The sequence below is a fragment of the Sphingopyxis soli genome, from assembly GCF_018682675.1.
Taxonomy (GTDB): Bacteria; Pseudomonadota; Alphaproteobacteria; order Sphingomonadales; family Sphingomonadaceae; genus Sphingopyxis; species Sphingopyxis soli.
The window spans coordinates 25,458-41,277 of sequence record NZ_JAFMTR010000020.1 but is presented as its reverse complement, the minus strand read 5'-3'; the positions used below and the strand labels follow the sequence as shown (position 1 = coordinate 41,277).

Genomic DNA, 15,820 nt, shown 5'->3' with positions numbered 1-15,820 from the left:
CTCAGCGCGGATGCAGCTTGGCGAGCGCAATCCCGGCCAGATTCTGTGCCCGCCCGATATGCCGGACCCGCGGCGCCGGACCGGTACCGGCCAGATCGCGGAAGGCCGCCAGATGCGCCGCCGCCGCACCGCGCGCCGGAACCCTCCCCAGCGCCTGCGCCACGACCGATGCCGAATCACCGAGCAACACGAAATCGTCGATCCCCCGCTCCCGCGCGAACCGCAGCGCGGCGATCAGCGCCAGCCACTCGGCATCGATGCTGCCTCCCTCGCCAAGGCTCCGCCCGATCATCGCGGCGCCGCCCGCGACCACGGCGACCTCGATCGGGCCGGGGTTCGGGCGGCATCCGCCATCGAAAAAGATCTTGGTCCGGCGCGCGGTCATCCGGGCACCATAGCGGCAATCAGAAGTTCCCGCGCACCGAAACCGCAAAGATCGGGCCGATCAACCGGTCGCGTTCCTCGACGAAGGCGATCGGGCTCTGCCCGCGCACGCCGGTATAGACGGTGCGGTCGCGTTTCGAGCGCGCATTGGCGATGTTGCGGATCTGCGCGCGGACCGTCAGTCCCATCACATTCTTGTGCTCGACGAAGACGTTCGCGAACACCGGCCCTTCCCACACCTTGTCCGACTGGTTGCGGCGGTAACTGGGCTGGTAGTGCGAACAATTGGCGCCGACGCCCCACGCCCAGTCGCTGCCGGGAATATCGTGGCGCACGCTGACGTCGACGACGCGATCGGTGAAGCCGCTCCACTGGCGCTTGTCGCCGGTGAAGGGGTCGCGCAGCGAGCTTTTCTGGAACAGCACGCTCGACTCGACCTTCATCCCCTTGATCCCGGCGGGATCGAGATTGATCGTCGACGACCACTCGATCGCGCCCGCCTTCGCCTTCGCGATATTGCCGACGCCTTCGCCGCCGTTCGTGCCGACGGGTACGACATCGACGCGGTCCTCGACGTCGCGAAAGACGAGATAGAGCTTGGTCGAACCCCAGGCGCCCAGCTTCTTGTTGATCTCGAGTTCATAGCTCCAGTCCTGCTGCGGCCTCAGGTCGTTGTTGCTCTGATTCTCGTTCCCGTCGTTGAGGAAGGCGCGCGCGAGGAAGTCATAGAAGCTGAGCTGGAGCACCCGCCGGCGGATCTTCAGCGACGCGTCGAAATCGGCCGACGGCGCCCAGGCGAGCGTCAACGACCCCTTCGGGCGAAAGAAGCTGCGCGTCAGCCCATTGGCGCCCGTCTGGGTGATCGTCGAATGTTCGGCCCCGGCGATGATCTGGACGGTCAGCTTGTCGGTCAGCTTGCGCCCGAAGCTCAGCAGGCCTTCGTAGCGGTCCTCGCTGACGCCGCCGGTGCCGCCGTCGAACGGCTGGTCGACCCACGCGCCCGACGGATCGAGCACCGCGATCGACGCGACATTGTCGAGCGTGTTGAACGCCGCCTCGCCCGACATCTGCCAGTCGCCGCCGAACAGCTTCCACTGATATTCGCCGCGCGCGATCGTCTCGCCAAGGTCGCCGGTCTGCGCGAAGCGGTCGCCGGTCGCGATGCCGCCCACCGGCGTCGTGACGATCTCCTGCTTGTAAGGCTCGTGGCTGAACCGCCGCAGCCCGATCAGTTTCAGCCTGCCCGGCCCGAAACCGAACTGGTAATCGCCCGACACCTCGTAATTCCAGCTGTCGGCATTTTCATAGACGGTGCGGATGCGGTCGGCCGTTCCGGGGCTCGTCCGCACGCCATCCTCAAAATAGCGGTCATATTTGCGCTGATAATGACCGCCCAGATTGGCGACCGTATCGCCCGGCGGATCCCAGGTGATGCGCCCCGACAGCTTCGGCGTGTCGTAATGCGTGTTCCAGCTGTCCTCGCGCCGCTCGATGATATTTCCCGCGCCGTCGTAGATCAGCGTCGGCCCGCCCGCGCCGCTGCGTGCGGAGTCGTCATTGCTCAGCGCCGCCTCATATTCGATCTGCCCCGACCGGCCGCGCACCGAAACGTCGGCGCGGGTGAACAGCGCATCGGTATAGTGGGCGCGAAACTCGGGCTTCCACGAGAACTGGCCCGAAATGCTGTCGGCGCGATAGACGATATTGGCGACCTGCCCCGACAGTCCGGGGATGTCGAGCGTCGCGCCGTCGACGATCTCGATCCGCTCGACATTCTCGGCCGGGATGCGCGACAGCTGGGTGTACATGTCGTCGGCCTTGTTCGACGGCCGCTCGCCGTTGAACAGGACGTTGCCGGTGGCCTGCCCCAGTCCGCGCAAATTCTCGTTATCGCGGATCGAGAAGCCCGGAACCTGCACGAGCATGTCATAGGCGTTCTTCGGCGCGTAGCGGGCGAAGTCGGCGGGTGCGAACACCTGCCGCGCCGTGCCCGGCGCACCCGCGGGAGCGGCAACCGGCGGCGGGGCATCGCCGGCGACGGCGGCATCCTGTGCCGCGACGGGCGAGGCCGACAGAGCGGCGGCGATGGCCGAAAGACTGATCGTCGACTTCACTGGCCACCCCGCGCCGCGCGGTTCATCGCCCGGGCATATTCGGGGGACACGTCCATCGCCTTCATTCCGACGACCTCCTCGGCCGCGAGTTTCCGGTATCCGGCGTCGGCCAGCCCGCGCACATAGGCGCCGTCGACGCCGAGCGCCTTGCACGCGATCGCATCCTCGACGCTGGCCAGCACCAGCGCCTCCGATCGAAGGTCGCGAACATAGGCCGGCGTGACGCCAAGCGCCGCGGCGGCGATCAGGTCGCCATTGTCTTTCGGCTTCACACCTTCGCGCGTCAGCCCGTCGGCGAGTTCGACGGTGGCATCGACCAGCAGCATCGCCAGCAGGTCGCCCCGGTTGGCGGGGGCGAGGCCGCGCTGGTCCAGCGCCCTTTCGAACCCGGGGTCGGCGGTGAAGCGGCAATCGCCCTGTCCGTCGAAGGCGCCGGTCAGCCGCCCCGAACAGGCGAGGGTTCCCGCCTCATGGACGATGGCGAAACCTGTCGGACCCGCTCCGCGACCCAGCGCGGCCCTTGCGCCCGCCAATTCGTTCCGTATTCCGTCGATCACGACATCGCTGCTCGATGTCTTGCGGCTGACGCGCAGCCGCGGCGCGCCATCGGACGGCGTCGGCTCCGCGCGCCAGGCAATATCGCTCAGCACCAGCGGATCGGCTGCCGTGCTCGGCGCAGCGCAGGCGAGAACCGACAGCAAAGCGGCGCCGGCAAGCGTCATCGGGATTTTCATGGGGTGCACTCCTCCCTCCGTGCGCCGGACGAGCGTCATCGCTCGCCGCCGCAACGGCATTTCAAAACAGGGGTTCGATCAACGGAAGCTGCGTTTGGACGAACGTCAGGTCGCGGGCGGTTCCGGCGGTTCGGGGGGCTCGGGAACCTCGATGCGCGTCACGCGACCATCGGCGCCGCGCGCCTCGACCACCGCGCCGGGGCCGAGCCGGACGGTCGCGCCCTTATCGCCCTTGCGGCCCGTCGCGCTCGCCCATCCGCCCGTCGCGCGCAGTTCGATCGCATCGTCGGCGCTGCGGATGCGCACCCCCGCCTTGCGCATGTCGGTTACAAAGTCGCAGTCGACCCCCATCGCCTTCAGCGCGATCACATCGTCGATGCCGATGTCGGGGAAATGCGTCTTCATGTCGCGGGCGAAGGCGGGTTCGATGTGCAGCGCCGACGCGCCCACCAGATCGTCGAGGCTGACGCCGGGGAAGAGGCCGCGCATTTTCCTGATATAGGCGGGGTCGACGCCGGTCGCCTTGGCGCCGATGATGGCGTCGGCGGTCATCGGGCCGTTATGCTCGCGCATCTCGGCCGCATATTCGGGCGTGACGCCGACCGCACGCATACCGATCAGTTCGTCGGCGCTCAGCGGCCGCGACGGATCGGCAGCGGCCTCTCCGGCATGATGGGCCCCGCCCGCGGCCGCGGCGACCTGCTGCGTCGCGGCCGGGGCGGTGGCGGCGGCGGGAGCGGGGATCTCCGGCGCCGCCTTTTTATCTGCGGTTGCCGAAAAGGCGGCGAGCGGCGCGGCGACACCGGCGAGCACGACCAGGCTCGTCAGCATCCAGCCCGCGCTCGCTGGTCCGCGCTTCAGGCTGGCATCGAGCACGCGTGTGATTCTGCGCTTCAGGCTGTTCCTGCCTGGCGCGACGCCATGCGCGGCCAGCAGCGCCCCCTGATTGTCATGGCGCGCCGCGCCGACGAGCAGGGTCGCATAGTCGGGCCCGTCGATGTCGGCCATCAGCACGGCATCGTCGGCCGCCTCCTCGCGCAGCTGGTGGCTTTCACGCGCGAGCATCCACACCAGCGGGTTGAACCAGAAGACCGCGCAGGCGATCCGCGCGCCGAGCAGCTTCGCCCAGTCGAGCCGTGCGACATGCGCCAGTTCGTGCGCGATGATCGCTTCCGCCTCGTCGACCGCATCGACCGCGCGCGGGTTGAGCACGATTGTCGGGCGCAGCACACCCCAGCTGATCGGTGAGCGCAGTTCCTCGCTCACCAGCAACGCGGTGCCATGCTTGAACCCCATGCGCCGCTGCGCCTCGGCAAGCGCCGACAGCCACGATCCCTCGACGAGGATTTCTGCGCGGCGGCGCATCGCGAACAGCCGCACGACCGCAAGCAGCATCATTCCGCACAGCAGCGCGAGCGGAACGAGATAGAGAAAGGGCGCGATATCGGCGAGAGCGGGAAAGGTCACCGGCGCCGAGCCCGCAGCCTCGATCGCGGCCGGGACCGGCATCGCGACGGGGCCCGGATCGGCGGCCGGAACTCCTGAAACCATCGCCGCGACGGGCGCATCGCCGGCAAACCAATGCTGCGGCAGCGGTGCCCATTTCGGCAGAAAAAGGATCGCAGCGGGAAGCGCGAGCAGCGCCGCGAGCCCCGCATGCGCGACCATCGAGCGCTCGCCCGCCGAGCGCGACCGCGCGAGCCGCAGCACGACGAGCGTGAGTCCCGCAATCACCAGCGATTTCCAGGCAAGGCCCAGCAGCATGGCGCTCGTAGTCATTTCATCCTCCCGTCGCGGGCTTTTGCGATCATCTTTTCAAGTTCGTCGAGATCGGCGCCCGTCATTTCGTCCTGCATACCGAGCAGCGCCGCAGCGGCGCTCGTCGCCGATCCGTTGAAGAAAACGCGCACGACCTGGCTCAGCGCCGACTTGCGCGCCGCCTTGTCCGACACACTCGGCGCATAGACGAAGCCGCGCTCGGTCGCCTCGCGCGCCACAAAGCCCTTGACCTCGAGCCGCTTCAGCATCGCACGAATCGCCGAGCCCGACAGCTCGTCGGTCAGCGCCTCGCCGATCTCGGTCACCGTCGAGGCGCCGCGCTCATAGAGAATATCGACGATCTCGCGTTCGCGAGGGGGCAGGCTCGACAGCATTCGAATCACCTCATGCGCTACATTTGTAGCGTGCTACATTTGTAGCGCGGCTTTGGCAAGAGGGTTTTACTCGAATAATACACGCAGGCGATCGAACAGGATTCCCCTGACGCGATGCGCCCCCTATGTAGGCGCATCGCCCAAGGAGTCCGCCGATGCCGATCATGGCCGCCCGCCACTATAATGAAGGAAGGCTCGTCCGCGAGCTCGGCCCCGACGACATCATTCCCGAGGATTGCGACGACAGCGATTTCTTCTGGCTCGGCCTTTACGAGCCGACCCCCGACGAGCTTGCGGGCATCGCCAAAAGGTTCGGCCTCCACCCGCTCGCGGTCGAGGATGCGCTGAAGTCGAAGCAGCTTCCCAAGGTCGAAATCTATGGCGACCAGTTGTTCGTCATCGCCGCAACCGCGCGGCAGGAGGGCGACACGATTCAGTCGGGCGAGACGGCGATCTTCCTCGGCCGCCATTTCGCGGTGACCGTCCGCCACGGCTCGGCACGCGCGCATACCGAGGTGCGCGCGAAGCTCGAAAGCCTGCCGCACAAGCTCGCGCATGGCCCCGATTATGTCCTCTATGCGATCCTCGACTTCATCGTCGACGGCTATTTCCCGGTGATCGACGCGATCGAGGACCGGTTGCTGCTGGTCGAGGAAAGCGTGATGGACACGCCGCTCGACGCCGAAGAAATCCGTCATCTCTATGGCCAGCGGCATGAGATCATCCGTTTCCAGCGCATCGTCGGGCTGATGAAGGATGTCGCGAACCGCCTGATCGGCGCCGATGACCTGCCATGGATCGACGAGGCGGTGCGTCCCTATTTTCGCGATATTTGGGACCATGTGCAGCGCGCCGAATTCCGGCTCCAGGGCCTGCGCGAAGTGGCCGCGTCGGTCGTCGACACCAATTCGCTCCTCGAACAGCAACGCCAGGGCGTGATCACGCGCCAGCTCGCCTCCTGGGCCGCGATCCTGGCGGTGCCGACCGCGATCGCCGGCATTTATGGCATGAATTTCGAGCATATGCCCGAACTCGGCTGGAGCTTCGGCTATCCCTTCGCGCTCGCACTCATGGGCGGAATCTGCGGTCTTCTGTATCGCCGCTTCAAGCGGATCGGCTGGCTCTAGCGCCGCACCCGCGCCGCGGCGGCGGATGTAACCCGCAACCGCATTGTACAGGCGCTTCGCCGCACCATCTTTGCGGCCTTTGATAACCCTCTTTTAACCGTCTCACCCCAAAATTAGGATATGGTCATTTCCGGATATTTCCTGCCCCCAGCCGCCGACGGCGACAATCGGTCGGCTGCACGCCGCAAGCTCAGCCTGCTCGCGCGCGGCGCCCATCATGACGGCACCGAGATCGAGGTGCTGATCCACAACATCTCGGGAACCGGGCTGCTTTTCGAAAGCGATATCGAGCTTGAGGCAGGCGACCGGATCGAAATCGAACTGCCGCATGCCGGCGACATCTCGGCGGTGGTGATCTGGGCCAGCGGCCGGCTCTTCGGATGCCAGTTCGAAGGGCCCGTATCGCCCGCGACACTCAGCGCGGTCGAACTCAAGAGCGTCGTGCCCCCAGAGCCCGAGGTCGAGGAAAGCCAGCCGAGTCCGGCCGACGAGGCCTTCGGCGCACGCCTGCAGCGCTTCAGGATCATGGCCGGGCTCAACCAGGCCGACGTCGCCGAACGCATCGGTGTCAGCGCGCCGTCGGTGTCGGGCTGGGAAAAGGGCCGCGCCCGCCCCAAGCACGACCGCATGGACGCCCTGGCCGCGATCCTGGGCGTTCAGGTGTCCGACCTTCTCGGCGGCTTCGCGCCCGAAGGACTGCATGACCTGATCGAGCGCAGCCGCGAGCAGATCGCGCGCACGGTCGGCGTCGCGCCCGACAAGGTGCGGATCATCGTCGAGCTGTAAACGCAAGGCCCGGCCTTGCGGAGACCGCCCCCCTTCCGGTATAGGGTTCGCAGTAGCCAGCAGGGAGTCCGCAGGATCATGGATCGCAACTGAACGCATCGCCGCCACGCCGTGCCTTCAGGAAAGCCTTGTCCATGCCCTCGATCACCCTTGCCAACCTCGGTTGGTCCACGCCCGACGGCCGCCCCGTCCTCTCCGACATCGACCTTCGGTTCCAGCGCGAGCGCGTCGGAGTCGTCGGCCGCAACGGGGTCGGCAAATCGACGCTGCTGTACCTGCTCACCGGCGAGCGCCAGCCCGCCTCCGGCTCGGTCGCGGTCGACGGCAGCGTCGCAATGCTGCGCCAGACGGTGCAGGTCGACCCGGACGAGACGATCGCCGACCTGTTCGACGCCCGCGACTCGCTCGCGCTGCTCCGCAAGGCCGAAGCTGGCGATGCGAGCGCCGAAGATATCGGCGACGCCGATTGGACGCTCGAGGCGCGGATCGACGAAGCGCTCGCGAAGGTCGGCCTTTCGCTTTCAGCGGACACCCCGCTGCCGCACCTGTCGGGCGGCCAGCGCACGCGCGCGGCGCTTGCCGCTGCGATATTCGCCGCGCCCGACTTCTTGCTCCTCGACGAACCCACCAACAATCTCGACCGGGACGGGCGCGCTGCGGTGCGCGATTTGCTGCGCGGCTGGCGCGGCGGCGCAATCGTCGTCAGCCATGATCGCGAACTGCTTGAGGAGATGGACGCGATCGTCGAACTCTCCGGCCTCGGCGCCGCGCGCTACGGCGGCGGCTGGAGCGCCTATCGCTCGCGCAAAGAGATCGAACGCGCGGCGGTCGAGGCCGAACTCGCCGACGCGGAAAAGCGGCTGGACGCCGCCCGGCGCGAGGCGCAGGTCGCGACCGAAAGGCAGGACCGGCGCGACGCGGGCGGTCGGCGCAAGGCGGCGCGCGGCGACATGCCAAAGATCATCGTCGGCGGACAGAAGCGCCGCGCCGAAGAGACACGCGCCGCGGCAAGCCGCCTCGCCGGGCGCCAGCGCGACGCAGCACAGGCCCAGCTATTGGCGGCACGCACGAAGATCGAAGTCGTCGATCCCCTGTCGGCAGGACTGCCCCCGACCGGGCTGGCCGCCTCGCGAACTGTTCTCGCGCTCGACGATGTGACGGCCGGCTATATCGAGGGGCAACCCGTCATCCGCGACTTGTCGCTGACGATCGCTGGCCCTGAGCGCGTTGCGATCACCGGGCCCAATGGTTCGGGGAAATCGACTTTGCTCGCACTTGTGGCGGGTACGATCGGCCCTTGGTCGGGCACGGCGCGCACGCAGGTGCCGTTCGCGATGTTCGACCAGCGCGTTTCGCTGGTCGACCCGTCGCTGTCGATCGCCGACAATTTCCTTGCCCTCAGTCCGGGGACGACGAACAACCAGTGCCGCGCCGCGCTCGCCCGCTTCCGCTTCCGCGCCGACGCCGCGGACCGGACGGTCGGATCGCTGAGCGGCGGCCAGATGCTGCGCGCCGGCCTCGCCTGCGTCCTCGGCGCCCCGCAGCCGCCGCAACTGCTGATCCTCGACGAGCCTGGCAATCACCTCGACATCGAATCGCTGGCCGCGATCGAAATGGGGCTCGCCGCCTATGACGGGGCGCTGCTCGTGGTCAGTCACGATCCGGCGTTTCTGGACGCGATCGGGATCACCCGCGAGATTGCGCTGCGCTGACCGCTTTGGTCAGCCTTGGGGGACCGGAAATTTCAGGCCGTGGAGCGCGACGACATGGCCGTCCTCGCACACCGGCGCGGCGATCAGCCGGATCCAGCGCGTCTGCGCCCGCGCCGGGCCGATCTCGACGTCGAGCGTGAAACCGCGGCGATGCGCGATGGCGTGCGCCCGCAGCCGTTCCATCGCGGCGCGCGATCCCTCGCAATATTGCGCCACCGCCGCCGCCCGCGCGACGTCCGAGCCACGCGGCAGGCCGAAAAGATCGTACACCGTATCGGTCCAACTCAGTCGGTTGGTCGCAAGGTCGCAATGCCACACGCCCGCACCCAGCCGCGCGATCGCCTCGGCATCCTCGGGCGTATCGGTCCCTGGCCGGTCGGGCACCCGCACGCTCGTCCGCTGGGCCCAGCCGAGGTCGAAGTGGCGCGCGCGCTCATAGAGCGGCCAGCTATGGTGGAGCGGCAAAGGATATCGGGCTTGCACGGTTCTGTTCCTCGCCACCAGACTAGGAGGCGCTGCTTAAAATTATCTGACGGTGCCGAGCGAAAGGTCAGACGGCCGCCAGCACTTTCGCCATCATCCGCTCCTCCTTCTCGACCCACGGCGCGAGGCTGGGGCGCGACAGGATCGCTTCGCTCCATGCCGCGGTCTTCGGGTGTTTCGCCGCGTCGATGCACGCACCGCAATGGCGTAAATTCATCAGCGGGGAAGCGACCGCAAGATCGGCGAGCGTGAAGCGGTCGCCGACCAGATAGCCCGACGCGGGGATCGCGCTCTCCAGATAATCGAGCAGCTTCGGCAATTCTTCGGCCTCGGCCTGCGCAGCCGCCGCGAGGTCGCCCTCGCGACCGAGAAATTTGGGCGAGACGATGCGGTTGAAGAACATCTTGCCGCTGCACGCCGCGAACACCGTGTCGCCGAATTCATCCCACCAGATCACCCGCCCGCGCTGTTGCGGATCGGCCGGGATCAGCGGGGGCTCGGGGTGCCTGGCCTCGAGATAATGGATGATCGCGCTCGAATCGGCGAGCAGGAAACCGTCATCGTCCATCGCCGGCATTTTTCCGAGCGGCGAGGCGGCGCGAAAGCCCGGATCGGGGTCGCCGATCCCTACGCCCTTCAGCTCGAAATCGATCCCCTTTTCGCCCAGATAACCGAGCAATTTGCGCACGAACGGCGACACCACCGAGCCATAGATGATCATCCTGCAATCTCCCTTTATTCTGCTTTCACAGCATAGGTTAAGGGCGGGGCGACGCAACCCGCGCGACGGATCCGGGCGGCAAAGAAATAAGCTTGCCATCGACGCGCGGGCGTGAAACATCGGCGCCTGGAGGGGGGCGCTGCCGCGGCAGCCATCAGCAGGATGTTCGCAATGCGCCCCTCAACCTGGGCAGATCGGCTGATGGGCCTGCTCGCCCGCTTTGTTGGCCTCGTCATCCTGCTTGCGACGCTCACCGCCGCCGCCGCGAGCTTTCTTTACAACCAGTCCGAGGAAGCCGATCAGGCGGCGCGTGTCGCGATGCAGATCAATATGCGGCTGCGCGACCATGTCTCGGTGCTCGAAGGCGTCCGTGCGCTTTACCAGTCGGACGCCAGGTCGAGCGGCCCGGGCATCCGCGCCTATCTGTCGTCGCTCCGGCCGCAGGTCCGTACCCCGGGCATGGAAGGGGTCGGTATAGCCACCGCCTTCCCTGCCGGCGCCCCTGGCCTCGCCGAAGCGCAGCTCCGCCAGAATTACGGAAAAGATATCAAGGTGTGGCCAGCGGCCACCGATCAGAAGATCGGCTTCGCGGTCACGCTCGTCGAGCCCTATACCCCGCGCCGTCATGTCGCGCTCGGCTTCGACATGTACAGCGACCCGACGCGCCGCGCCGCAATGCGCCGCGCCTGGCAGACCGGTGAGCCCGCCGCGAGCGGCGTCGTCGAACTCGCGCAGGAACGCATGGCGACGAGGAAGCAGAAGGGCTTTCTGATCTATATCCCGGTCTATGCTCGGCTACCCGCCTCGCCGCTGACCAATGTCGCGACGCGCCCCGGTGCGCGCCCGATCGAAGCGTTCGTCTACGCTCCCTTTCGCAGCGAGGACATGATGAAGGCGGTCCTCGGCGAACAGATCCGCGGGATCGACGGCCTCGAGGTCTATGCCGGCGACGGCCCGAAAGCCCAGCTTCTTTATCGCCATGGCAAGGTCGGCTGGGACGCGCACGAGCAAAAATTGCGCGTTGCCGATCGCGAATGGACGATGCGCATTTCCTACGGCCGCTTTCTCGAACGGCTCGGCCGCCCTTTCGCCATCTTCGTTTTCGGCGTCCTGCTCGCCATTCTGGCGACCCAGCTCCACCGCGTCCAGCAGCGCCGTGTCGGGATGGCACAGGCGCTCGCTGCCGAGCAGGCGCGCCACGCCGAGGACCGCGAGCTGATGATCGGCGAGATGGCGCACCGGATGAAGAACGCCTTCGCCCGCATCGGTGCGCTCGCGCGCATCACTCTCCGCGAGTCCGCAAGCCTGGAGGAGTTCGAAACGAAATTCGACGGCCGCATGCGCGCGCTCTCCGATGCCAAACAGATGCTCGTCACCGGCGCGGTCGATACCGTCGAGCTCGGCCGCATCGTCCACCGCGAACTGGAAATCGCCGGCTGGTCGGGCGAGCGTCTGGCGGCGCTCGACGGCCCCGTCGTTTGCCTCGATGACGAGAGCGCGCAGGCGATTACGCTTGCGGTCCACGAGCTCGTCACGAACAGCATCAAATATGGCGCGCTGTCCGGACGCGGCGGCGATCTGGCCGTCGGCTGGCGCATCGAGGCCGGCCAGGTCGAATTTCGCTGGACCGAAACCGGCCTGACCGCGCCGCCGCAGATCGACACCGAAAGCTTCGGTACCCAGTTCATCCGATCGCTGATCGAACGGCAATTGAAGGGCAGCTGGGATCGCACCGCCGTTGACAACAGCCTGACAATCCTCATCCGCTGGCCGGACGATGGCTCTGCAAACTGACGACCGCTGGCATATCTGGATCGACCGCGGCGGCACGTTCACCGATGTCGTGGCGCGCAGCCCCGACGGCGCCGTCGTCACCACCAAATATCTGAGCGAAGATCCCGCGCGACCCGGCGACGCCGCGGTCAATGCGATCCGCGACCTCACCGGCGCGGGCAGCGGCCCGCTTCCGCGGTTCGCGGTCCGCATGGGCTCGACCGTCGCGACCAATGCCCTCCTCGAACGCAAGGGCGAACCGACGCTGCTCGCGATCACGCGCGGCTTCGGCGACGCCCTGACCATCGGCTATCAGGACCGGCCCGACCTGTTCGCGCGCAAACTCCAACGCACCCCGCCGCCGCACGCCGAGGTCGCCGAAATCGCCGAACGCGTCGGTCCCGACGGTGCTGTCCTGACCCCGCTCGACGAGGAACAGGCCCGCGCCGCATTGCAAGCCGCCCGCGACCGCGGGCTCGCCAGCATCGCCATCGTCCTCATGCACGGCTACCGCTACCCCGCGCACGAGCTTCGCCTTGCCGAAATCGCCGCCGCGGTCGGCTTCACCCAAATCTCGACCAGCCACGAGGTCAGCGCACTGATCAAGCTCGTCGGCCGCGGCGACACGACGCTTGCCGACGCCTATCTTTCGCCCGTCCTCCACCATTATGTCCGCCAGTTCGTCGCCCAACTCGGCGCTGGATCGGATGGGGGCATCGACCCGCAGTTCATGAAAAGCTCGGGCGGCCTCGCCTCCGCCGCCGCCTTCCACGGCCGCGACGCGATCCTCTCCGGCCCCGCGGGCGGCATCGTCGGCATGGTCGGGAGCGCGGCTCCGCTCGGCAAGACCCGCCTCATCGGCTTCGACATGGGCGGCACCTCGACCGACGTCAGCCATTATGCGGGGCGCCTGGAGCGCGACAATGAAACGATCGTCGCCGGCACCCGCATCCGCGCCCCGATGCTCCGCATCCACACCGTCGCTGCCGGCGGCGGCTCGATTTGCCGCTGGGACGGCGCGCGGCTCACCGTCGGCCCCGAAAGCGCGGGCGCAAACCCCGGCCCCGCCGCCTATGGCCGCGGCGGACCGCTCACCGTCACCGACTGCAATGTGCTGCTCGGCAAGATCCAGCCCGACCATTTCCCGAAGCTTTTCGGACCGAACGGCGACCGGCCGCTCGACCGCGAGGTCGTTGTGCAGAAGTTTGCGGCGATGGCAGCGGAAATCGGCAGCATCGCTCCCGAAACCCTCGCCGAAGGCCTGCTCGCCATCGCGGTCCGGCAGATGGCGAACGCGATCAAGCGCATCACCATCGCGCGCGGCCATGACGTGACGCAGGGTTACAGCCTTGTCGGTTTCGGCGGCGCGGCAGGTCAGCATGTCTGCCTTGTCGCCGACGCGCTCGGGGTCGACGAAATCCTCCTCCACCCGCTCGCCGGGGTGCTCTCCGCCTATGGCATGGGCCTCGCCAAGCCCTCGGCGATCCGCGAGCGCACATTGGCGTTGAAACTCGACGCCGATTGCGCCGCGACGCTCGCGGCCGCGGAAGCCGACCTGTCGGATCAAGCCCGCACCGACCTGGCGGAAGGCGCGGAAACCAGCCGCGAAACCCTGGTCTTCGTCCGCCTCGCTGACAGCGACAATGCGATCGAACTTCCGCTCGCCCCGCCCTCCGACGTCGCGCAGGCCTTCGCCGCCGCCTTCCGCCAGCGCTTCGGCTACGCGCCGCACGCCAATCTGGTCGTCGACCGCATCCGCGTCGAGTTGACCGAGACGGGCGACGCCCCCGCAGCGCTGCCCCCGCCCCCCGCCTCGTCCGAAACCGCTCCCGAGATCGTCACCGCATGGCTCGCCGGCGCGGCGCACGACGTCCCGCTCCACCAGCGCAGCGCCCTAGCCCCCGGCCGCGCCATCGCCGGCCCCGCGATCATCATCGACGCGCTCTCGACCACCGTCGTCGAGCCGGGCTGGAATGCGACGGTCGAGCATGAAGGGACGCTGCGGCTTGCCAAGACCCAAATAAGCCCCTCCCCTTCAGGGGAGGGGTTGGGGTGGGGGCCATCGGCCTTGCGCACGGCCGATGGCCCCCACCCGCTGCGACTAAGCCCGGCTTCGCCGGTCCAAGTCTCGCTGCCCTCCCCTTCAGGGGAGGGCGTCGATGCAGCCCCCGACCCGATCCGCCTCGAAATCTTCAACAGCCTGTTCATGGCGATCGCCGAGGAAATGGGCGGCGCGCTCCAGCATAGCGCCTCGTCGATCAACATCCGCGAGCGGCTCGACTTCTCCTGCGCGATCTTCGACGGCGAAGGCCGCCTCGTCGCCAACGCCCCGCACATGCCCGTCCACCTCGGCTCGATGGGCGAAAGCGTCCGCACCATCCTCCGCCAGCGCACCGGCGACGGCCGCGGCATCCGGCGCGGCGACGCCTATGCGCTCAACGCCCCCTACGACGGCGGCACGCATCTGCCCGACATCACTGTCATCATGCCGGTCTTTGTCGAAGGCGACACGCCGAGCTTCTTCGTCGCTGCGCGCGGCCATCACGCCGACCTTGGCGGCATCGCCCCCGGTTCGATGCCCCCTGACAGCAGGAGCATCGACGACGAAGGCATCCTCTTTGACAATATGCTGATCGTCGACAACGGACATTTCCTCCACGCAAATGTTCAAGCACATCTGACCTCAAGCGACTGGCCCGCGCGCAACCCCGCGCTGAACATCGCCGATCTCAAGGCGCAGGTCGCGGCCTGCCAGCGCGGCGCGAGTGCTCTCGCCGACCTCAGCGCCGCACACGGCGCCGCGACCGTCGCCGCCTATATGGCGTACGGCCAGCGGCAGGCAGAGGCGGCCGTCCGTCAGCTCATCGCGCGGCTCGACGATGGCGCCTTCACCTATGCGATGGACAATGGCGCCGAGGTCGCGGTTGCCGTGAAAGTCGATCGCGAAGCGCGCCACGTCACGATCGACTTCACCGGTTCGTCGCCGACGCTCCCCGACAACTTCAACGCACCGATGCCCGTCGTCCGCGCCGCCGTCCTCTATGTCCTGCGCACGATGCTCGACGACCCGATCCCGATGAACGAGGGCTGCCTTGCGCCCGTTACGCTGATCGTGCCGCCGGACTCGATGCTTTCGCCCCGCTACCCCGCCGCGGTCGTCGCGGGCAATGTCGAGACGAGCCAGGTCATCACCGATGCGCTGTTCATCGCTTTCGGCGCGATGGCCGGTGCGCAGGGGACGATGAACAATTTCACCTTCGGCAACGACGCGCACCAATATTATGAAACGATCGCCGGCGGATCGGGCGCCGGCCCGGGCTTCGATGGCACCGACGTCATCCAGACGCATATGACCAACAGCCGCATGACCGATCCCGAAGTCATGGAAACGCGCTTCCCCGTGATCGTCGAGGAATTTTCGATCCGCAAGGGCTCGGGCGGCAAGGGCCGCTGGCATGGCGGCGACGGCGCCACCCGCCGCATCCGCTTCCGCGAGGCGATGGCCGCCAACATCCTCGCGAACCGTCGCAAGATCGCGCCCGCGGGCCTCGCGGGCGGCGACGACGCCGCGCCCGGCCGCAACTGGGTCGAACGCGCCGACGGCCGGATCGAGATGCTGGGCGCCACCGGCAGCGCCGATCTCGAAGCGGGCGACGCCTTTGTGATCGAGACACCCGGCGGCGGGGGTTATGGAAATGCAAAGGGGGATCGGGATTGAAAGCATCGCTGCACCGCCTCCTTCTCCCTCGATGGGAGAAGGATACGCAGCCTTATCGCGAAGCGATTAGGCGCAGTTGGATGAGGGCGAGGGCATATCCACGCACCGTCACTTC

Annotated in this window: 12 protein-coding genes; 5 read left to right on the top strand and 7 right to left on the bottom strand. The window is 67.5% G+C overall.

Annotated features, from left to right (window positions below; genetic code table 11):
* Nucleotide 1 precedes the first annotated feature (1 nt).
* The 5 genes from J1N50_RS02890 to J1N50_RS02870 form a co-directional block, all read right to left on the bottom strand.
* Complete coding sequence (locus J1N50_RS02890) at nucleotides 2-385, bottom strand: ribonuclease HI (RefSeq protein WP_215350194.1); 384 nt, start codon at nucleotides 383-385, stop codon at nucleotides 2-4.
* Between the two features lie 19 nt (nucleotides 386-404).
* Nucleotides 405-2,498 carry a TonB-dependent receptor plug domain-containing protein gene (locus tag J1N50_RS02885; RefSeq protein WP_215350192.1) on the bottom strand — a complete coding sequence of 698 codons (2,094 nt, stop codon included), beginning with the start codon at nucleotides 2,496-2,498 and terminating at the stop codon, nucleotides 405-407.
* The gene (locus J1N50_RS02880) at nucleotides 2,495-3,232 is read right to left on the bottom strand and encodes a hypothetical protein (RefSeq protein WP_215350190.1); all 738 of its coding nucleotides are present in this window, start codon (nucleotides 3,230-3,232) and stop codon (nucleotides 2,495-2,497) included. Before J1N50_RS02880 ends, J1N50_RS02885 begins: the two co-directional genes overlap by 4 nt.
* A 105-nt stretch (nucleotides 3,233-3,337) precedes the next feature.
* Nucleotides 3,338-5,011, bottom strand: a complete 1,674-nt coding sequence (locus tag J1N50_RS02875; RefSeq protein WP_215350188.1) for a M56 family metallopeptidase — start codon at nucleotides 5,009-5,011, stop codon at nucleotides 3,338-3,340.
* On the bottom strand, nucleotides 5,008-5,385 hold the full coding sequence (locus tag J1N50_RS02870; protein WP_215350185.1) for a BlaI/MecI/CopY family transcriptional regulator: 378 nt from the start codon (nucleotides 5,383-5,385) through the stop codon (nucleotides 5,008-5,010). The genes J1N50_RS02875 and J1N50_RS02870 overlap by 4 nt, the downstream gene beginning before the upstream one ends.
* Nucleotides 5,386-5,540: 155 nt before the next feature.
* Between J1N50_RS02870 and corA the strand changes: the two genes are divergently transcribed.
* From corA to J1N50_RS02855, 3 genes are all read left to right on the top strand, one after another.
* Complete coding sequence (gene corA, locus J1N50_RS02865; RefSeq protein WP_215350183.1) at nucleotides 5,541-6,512, top strand: magnesium/cobalt transporter CorA; 972 nt, start codon at nucleotides 5,541-5,543, stop codon at nucleotides 6,510-6,512.
* A gap of 120 nt (nucleotides 6,513-6,632) precedes the next feature.
* A complete protein-coding gene (locus tag J1N50_RS02860; RefSeq protein ID WP_215350181.1) occupies nucleotides 6,633-7,298 on the top strand; it encodes a helix-turn-helix domain-containing protein in 666 nt (221 codons plus the stop codon).
* Between the two features lie 134 nt (nucleotides 7,299-7,432).
* On the top strand, nucleotides 7,433-9,010 hold the full coding sequence (locus J1N50_RS02855) for an ABC-F family ATP-binding cassette domain-containing protein (RefSeq protein WP_215350179.1): 1,578 nt from the start codon (nucleotides 7,433-7,435) through the stop codon (nucleotides 9,008-9,010).
* A gap of 9 nt (nucleotides 9,011-9,019) precedes the next feature.
* Here J1N50_RS02855 and J1N50_RS02850 read toward each other — a convergent pair whose 3' ends face one another.
* Nucleotides 9,020-9,493 carry a hypothetical protein gene (locus J1N50_RS02850; RefSeq protein ID WP_215350177.1) on the bottom strand — a complete coding sequence of 158 codons (474 nt, stop codon included), beginning with the start codon at nucleotides 9,491-9,493 and terminating at the stop codon, nucleotides 9,020-9,022.
* A gap of 67 nt (nucleotides 9,494-9,560) precedes the next feature.
* Nucleotides 9,561-10,214: a glutathione S-transferase family protein gene (locus tag J1N50_RS02845; RefSeq protein ID WP_215350175.1), complete on the bottom strand. Its 654-nt coding sequence runs from the start codon at nucleotides 10,212-10,214 to the stop codon at nucleotides 9,561-9,563.
* A 171-nt stretch (nucleotides 10,215-10,385) separates the two neighbouring features.
* On the opposite strand from J1N50_RS02845, the gene J1N50_RS02840 reads away from it, so the two are divergent.
* Complete coding sequence (locus J1N50_RS02840; protein ID WP_215350173.1) at nucleotides 10,386-12,008, top strand: CHASE domain-containing protein; 1,623 nt, start codon at nucleotides 10,386-10,388, stop codon at nucleotides 12,006-12,008.
* Entirely contained in the window at nucleotides 11,992-15,705 is a 3,714-nt protein-coding gene (locus tag J1N50_RS02835; protein ID WP_215350171.1) for a hydantoinase B/oxoprolinase family protein, read from the top strand. The genes J1N50_RS02840 and J1N50_RS02835 overlap by 17 nt, the downstream gene beginning before the upstream one ends.
* The last annotated feature ends 115 nt before the right edge of the window (nucleotides 15,706-15,820 follow it).

What these genes read in the sequence shown, in the direction of transcription:
- J1N50_RS02890 (WP_215350194.1), bottom strand. Translation starts at nt 385, where the DNA reads ATGACCGCGCGCCGGACCAAGATCTTTTTCGATGGCGGATGCCGCCCG.
- J1N50_RS02880 (WP_215350190.1), bottom strand. Translation starts at nt 3,232, where the DNA reads ATGAAAATCCCGATGACGCTTGCCGGCGCCGCTTTGCTGTCGGTTCTC.
- J1N50_RS02875 (WP_215350188.1), bottom strand. Translation starts at nt 5,011, where the DNA reads ATGACTACGAGCGCCATGCTGCTGGGCCTTGCCTGGAAATCGCTGGTG.
- J1N50_RS02870 (WP_215350185.1), bottom strand. Translation starts at nt 5,385, where the DNA reads ATGCTGTCGAGCCTGCCCCCTCGCGAACGCGAGATCGTCGATATTCTC.
- corA (WP_215350183.1), top strand. Translation starts at nt 5,541, where the DNA reads ATGCCGATCATGGCCGCCCGCCACTATAATGAAGGAAGGCTCGTCCGC.
- J1N50_RS02860 (WP_215350181.1), top strand. Translation starts at nt 6,633, where the DNA reads ATGGTCATTTCCGGATATTTCCTGCCCCCAGCCGCCGACGGCGACAAT.
- J1N50_RS02855 (WP_215350179.1), top strand. Translation starts at nt 7,433, where the DNA reads ATGCCCTCGATCACCCTTGCCAACCTCGGTTGGTCCACGCCCGACGGC.
- J1N50_RS02845 (WP_215350175.1), bottom strand. Translation starts at nt 10,214, where the DNA reads ATGATCATCTATGGCTCGGTGGTGTCGCCGTTCGTGCGCAAATTGCTC.
- J1N50_RS02840 (WP_215350173.1), top strand. Translation starts at nt 10,386, where the DNA reads ATGCGCCCCTCAACCTGGGCAGATCGGCTGATGGGCCTGCTCGCCCGC.
- J1N50_RS02835 (WP_215350171.1), top strand. Translation starts at nt 11,992, where the DNA reads ATGGCTCTGCAAACTGACGACCGCTGGCATATCTGGATCGACCGCGGC.